The sequence below is a fragment of the Streptomyces fuscigenes genome (assembly GCF_021556455.1).
Classification (GTDB): Bacteria; Actinomycetota; Actinomycetes; order Streptomycetales; family Streptomycetaceae; genus Streptomyces; species Streptomyces fuscigenes.
In genome coordinates this window covers 1-4,144 of record NZ_JAKGCV010000470.1, presented here as the reverse complement: position 1 = coordinate 4,144, position 4,144 = coordinate 1, and the positions used below count along the sequence as shown (strand labels likewise).

The window sequence follows — 4,144 nt, the reverse complement described above, 5'->3', positions numbered from 1 at the left end:
GTCAGGCCGGCTCGGTGCCCGGCTCCGGGGCCTGCCGCTCCCCGCCGGCGACCGGGCCCTCCACGACGGCCCGCTCCCGGGCCGCCTTGGCGGCCACGGCCCGGTCGGCGGCGGGCGGCCGGGTGTGCACGTAGAGCGTGCGCCTGTCCCCGATCTCCGGCCGGGCCACGGCCGGTGGCAGCGGCAGCTCGTAGCGCACGCCGCGGCGGTGGTCGGACAGCTGTCGGCCGGGGTTGTAGACGCGGTTGAACTTCCAGAGCATGCGTGCGAAGTTCGTCTGTCCCCGCGCGAGGTTGCCGCCGAGGACCCGCATCGCGCCGAAGGCCGTGCGCAGGCCCAGGTGTTTGCGGTTGATGACGGCCTGGGTGCGGACCAGCTCCCGGTAGAAGTCCTCCAGCGGCAGTTTCGTCGGCACGACGGCGTGCTGGATGTCGAACAGCCGGTAGTCGCGGGTCGTCAGGCGGCGCGCCTCGGTGTGCCAGATCTCCGTCCCCGGGTACGGCGTCATGACCGTGAGGTGCACGATCTCCGGGACGGCCAGGGCGAACTCGCGGACGACGCGGAAGCGCTCCTCGTCCCACGCGGGGTCGACGATCAGGTTGATGGCGACGTTGATGCCGAGCTTGCGGGCCTTCTCCAGGGCGCGGAAGTTCTCGTCCGGGCTGACGCGCTTGCGGTACTTGTCCAGGCCGTCCGCGTCGATGGCCTCCATGCCGAGGAACATGTAGGTCAGCCCGAGCCGCGCCCAGCGCTGGAAGACCTCCTCATTGCGCAGCAGGACGTCGCTGCGCGTCTCCAGGTAGTAGCGCTTCTTGATCCGGCGCCGTTCGAGTTCGGAGGCGATGGCGTGGCCGTGCTCCGGCCGGATGAAGGCCACGTCGTCCACGATGAAGACGTTCGGCTCCTTGATGCTCGCCATCTCGTGGCCGGCCGCCTCCGGGGAGGCCTTGCGGTAACTGCGGCCGTAGAACGTCCAGGCCGAGCAGAACGAGCAGTCCCAGGGGCATCCCCGGGTGAACTCGATGGACGCGCAGGGGTCCAGCTCGCCGATGAAGTACTTGCGGCGGTGCCGCATCAGGTCGCGGGCGGGCATGGGGCTGTCGATCGAGTGCAGCATGACCGGCGCGGGCCCCCGGCCGTCCTTCGTGACGGCGCCCGGCACGCCCTCGACGCCGCCTCCGTCCCGTACGGCCTCCAGCAGGGAGACCACGGCCGGCTCGCCCTCGCCGCGGATCACCGCGTCCACGGCGCCGTGCGCCTGTTCCAGCACGTCGCCGGCGACGAAGGACACGCTGTGGCCACCGAGGAAGACGTAGCAGCCCGGCACCTCGCGCTTGACGGCACGGGAGATGTCGATGGCCTCCGGGATGTTGGCCAGGTAGTTCAGGGAGATGCCGAGCGCCTCGGGGCGGAAGGAGCGGACCTCGGCGGCGAGCGCCCGGATGTCGAGCACCTGCAGGTCGACCACGCGGACCTCGTGCCCGGCGGCGCGGGCGGCGCCCGCCACACGCTCCAGCCCCAGCGGTTCGAGTCGCAGGAAGATCTCGGAGTACAGCAGGGCGCTCGGATGGACGAGAAGCAGGCGCATGGTCACCTCGGCGGTGGATTGGGGGCGAACCCGATATACCACCTCGGATGCGATGTAAACGGACGTACGTCCGTCCGGCGGTGACCGGCCCCGGCGCGGGCCGGGCCGCGGCCGCCCGCGGGTGACCGGCCGTCCGCGCCGACCCCGCCGGGTGCCCCCGCGGCCCGGCGGCGGGGCGCCGGCACATGAACGCCCGTTCGCGGCGGACCCGCCGGGACGCGCGTCCTCGACCCCCGCGGCCCGCGGGAGTCGGGGACGGCGACGACGGTCACGGGTCAGAGCACCGTGTCGGCCAGGTGCCCGATGTCGTCGATGTCGTCCGTGCTCGGAAGGAAGATCAGCTCGTCGGTGCCGATCTCCTCGAACGCGGCACGGGTCGCGCGGACCGCGTCCGCGCCTCCGCTGACGCCCTGTGCCACGGCGTTCGCCATCTCGTCGCCCATCACGCTGTAGTAGTCCCGCTCGTTCTCGCGCCCCCTGTCCACGTCGGTGAACGCGAAGTACGTGATCGCGACGAACCGGGGGTCACCCGAGCGGCCCGCCGCCCGCCAGGCGGCACGGACTCCGTCGAACGCGGGCGCGAGCATGGGAGGAGGAACGGCCGCGCCGAGGTAGCCCTCGCCGTGCCGTGCCACCCGGTCGAACGCGGCCTGGGCCATGCCGCCGAACAGGAGCGGGACGGACCGGGTGCCGTCGGGGACCGCGGGGTTGATGCTGCCCTCGACGTTGCCTCCGGCCCACAGCCTCTTGTACGTCTCGACGTCGCGGTCCAGGCGCCTGCCGAGGCCCCGGGGGCCCAGCCCCTCGACCGTGAAGTCGTCGGGCCGCCCGCCGAGACCGATGCCGAGCGTGAGCCGCCCGCCGGAGACGCCGTCGACGGACGCCACCTCCTTGGCGAGGAGGGTGGCCGGCCAGGTCGGCGCGACCAGGATCGACGTGACCAGCCCGATGCGGCTGGTGGCGCCGGCCGCCGCCGCGAGGGCGACCGTGTCCATGACGCCGGGGTAGGCGATGCGGCCGATGGTGCCGAGCGAGGAGAAGCCCGCCTGTTCGGCCCGGCGTGCCCACTCCGGGAGGATCTCGGCACGCGCGCCCCGCACGTGGTTGGGCAGTCCGATACCGATCTTCATCGACCGTTCTCCTTCGTTCGTGGGGGGAGGGCCGGCCGCCGGGACCGCGGCGCGGCGCACAGCGCCCACAATCTTCCGGTCGCACCCGGGCAGGTCAACGAAGCGCGCCGGTGCCCTCGGCGGGCCGGTGGCCGGCCGCGGGCGGGCGGCGGGGCGCCGGGCCGCGGCCGGCGGGGACGCGCGCGGCCGTCCCCGCCCCGCGCGGAGCGGGGACGGGGACGGCTCGCGAGGACTGCCGGGGGCCGGCTCCCGCCCTCAGGCGCGCGCGAGGCGGAGCGTGACCATCTCGAAGGGCCGAAGCGCCAGTTCGACGCCCTCCGCGGTGACCGCGGGCCGCTCGGCGTCCGCCAGCGGGCGCTCCAGCAGGTCCGTCCGGGCCACCCCGCCGAGGGGCCGGCCCGCGACGGACACGGTCGCACGGGCGCGCCCGCCGTTCGCCTCGTAGACCCGCACGACCAGGTCGCCGCTGCGGTCGTCGGCGAGCTTCACGGCGCTGACGACGACGGCGTCGTTGTCGACGCTCACGAGGGGTGCCACCTCGGCGCTGCCCGTGACGTGGCGCTCGGGCAGGTTCGCGCGGTAGCCCTCGCGGACGGCGTCGCCGATGGTGGCGCCGGGCGCGAGCGCGTGGTGGAAGCGGTGCACGCCCTGGTCCGTCTCCGGGTCCGGATAGCGGGGCGCGCGCAGCAGCGAGGCCCGCACCGTCGTCGTCGTGCCCGCGCCCGCTCCGGTGCGGACCTGGCGGGTGACGTCGTGCCCGTAGGTGGAGTCGTTGACGAGCGCGACGCCCCAGCCGGGCTCCTCCAGATGCACGAACCGGTGGTTGCAGGCCTCGAACTTCGCCCACTCCCAGCTCGTGTTCTGATGGGTCGGGCGGTGGACGTGGCCGAACTGCGTCTCGGACGCGTACCGGTCGGCCTTGACGTCGAGCGGGAAGGCCAGCTTGAGGAACTTCTCCGTCTCGTGCCAGTCGACCTCGGTGTCGATGTCGAGCCGCTTCACGCCGCCCGGCAGGGAGAGCGACTGCGTGACGCGCGAGCTGCCGAAGCCCCGCACGACCCGCACCGCGCCGCCGTCCGCGCTCAGTTCGTCGACGGCCGTGAGGTCGGTGCCGGTGTTGCGGTAGAACTTGTCGACGTCCCAGGCGTCCCACTGGTTGGGGAAGTCGGGGTGCAACTGGAGGAGGTTCGCCGCCTCGCCGGGCGCGATCGCCTCGCGGTCACCGCCGATGTCGTACGCGGACACGACCAGGCCCCGCGCGTCGATCTCCACCCGCAGCAACCCGTTGTCGAGGACGAACCCGCCGCCCGCGCGGGGGGCCGGCTCCGCCGGGACGCTCGCGGGGGCCGGCGCGGCGGCGCCGGCCGCGACCCCGCCGCGTGCGTGCGGAGCGGCGTTGAAGACCAGCTCCGTGCCGCCCGAGGGG

The 4,144-nt window shown here is 74.0% G+C and carries 3 protein-coding genes; all 3 read right to left on the bottom strand.

Features of this window, described 5'->3' with window-relative positions:
- Window position 1: 1 nt before the first annotated feature.
- Window positions 2-1,588 carry a hopanoid C-3 methylase HpnR gene (gene hpnR / locus L1885_RS24765; protein ID WP_235799397.1) on the bottom strand — a complete coding sequence of 529 codons (1,587 nt, stop codon included), beginning with the start codon at window positions 1,586-1,588 and terminating at the stop codon, window positions 2-4.
- A gap of 275 nt (window positions 1,589-1,863) precedes the next feature.
- Window positions 1,864-2,718: an LLM class flavin-dependent oxidoreductase gene (locus tag L1885_RS24760; protein WP_235799396.1), complete on the bottom strand. Its 855-nt coding sequence runs from the start codon at window positions 2,716-2,718 to the stop codon at window positions 1,864-1,866.
- A 255-nt stretch (window positions 2,719-2,973) separates the two neighbouring features.
- The coding region (locus L1885_RS24755) for a glycoside hydrolase family 38 C-terminal domain-containing protein (protein ID WP_235799395.1) at window positions 2,974-4,144 on the bottom strand (1,171 nt) is incomplete at its 5' end.

Excerpts from the sequence above, each read along its gene's own strand:
- hpnR (WP_235799397.1), bottom strand. The coding sequence starts at position 1,588 with ATGCGCCTGCTTCTCGTCCATCCGAGCGCCCTGCTGTACTCCGAGATC.
- L1885_RS24760 (WP_235799396.1), bottom strand. The coding sequence starts at position 2,718 with ATGAAGATCGGTATCGGACTGCCCAACCACGTGCGGGGCGCGCGTGCC.